The sequence below is a fragment of the Saccharopolyspora sp. NFXS83 genome, assembly GCF_026241095.1.
Taxonomy (GTDB): domain Bacteria; phylum Actinomycetota; class Actinomycetes; order Mycobacteriales; family Pseudonocardiaceae; genus Saccharopolyspora_C.
Window position 1 is genome coordinate 1 of the sequence record NZ_JAPFGB010000061.1, and the last position, 983, is coordinate 983.

The 983-nt window shown below is 67.0% G+C and carries 1 protein-coding gene; it reads right to left on the bottom strand.

Annotated features, from left to right (window positions below; genetic code table 11):
• Positions 1 to 983 (bottom strand): acyl carrier protein (locus OOZ19_RS29940; RefSeq protein WP_266093528.1); only part of this gene is annotated, 983 nt, incomplete at both ends.

Genomic DNA, 983 nt, shown 5'->3' on the forward strand with positions numbered 1-983 from the left:
CCGTTGCGCTGGGCGTCGGAGAGCCGCTCCAACAGCAGAAGGCCGACGCCTTCGCCCCAGCCGGTGCCGTCCGCAGCACCCGCGAACGACTTACACCGCCCATCCACCGCCAGTCCCCGCTGGCGGCTGAACTCCACGAAACCCGCAGGCGAGGACACCACGGTGACGCCACCGGCCAGAGCGAGCGTGCTCTCGCCCTGCCGCAGGGATTGCGCCGCGAGGTGCATCGCCACCAACGACGACGAACACGCCGTATCCACGGTCACCGCCGGGCCTTCCAAACCGAACGTGTAAGCGATCCGTCCGGAAGCCACGCTGCCCGCGGTGCCGCTGGACAGGAAACCCTCGACTCCATCGGGAATCTCGGACAGCCGGGAGAAGTAGTCGTTCGAGAGCAGGCCGGCGAACACTCCGGTGCGGCTGCCTCGCAGCGTCTGAGGGTCGATACCGGCCCGTTCGAACGTTTCCCACGCCGCCTCCAGCAACAGTCGTTGCTGCGGGTCCATCGCGATGGCTTCGCGCGGGCTGATGCCGAAGAACGCCGAGTCGAACCCGGCGACGTCATCCAAGAACCCACCCTCGACGGAGTAGCTCTTCCCGACGGCGTCCGGATCGGGATCGTAAAGACCCTCGACATCCCAACCGCGATCCACCGGAAAACTCGACACCGCATCGGTTCCCGAATCAACCAGCCGCCACAGGTCCTCCGGACCCGCGACCCCGCCGGGGAACCGGCAACTCATCGCCACGATCGCGATCGGCTCATCACTGGCCGCCGCGGTCACGGTCACCGGCCCGGCGGTATCGGCTGGTTCACCGAGTAGTTCGGTGCGCAGACGTTCCGCCAGCACCACCGGTGTGGGGTGGTCGAACACCAGCGTGGCCGGTAGTCGCACACCAGTGGCGGTGGTGAGCCGGTTGCGGAGTTCGACGGCGGTGAGTGAGTCGAATCCGGCTTCTTTGAATGCCTGGTTCGCGTCTAC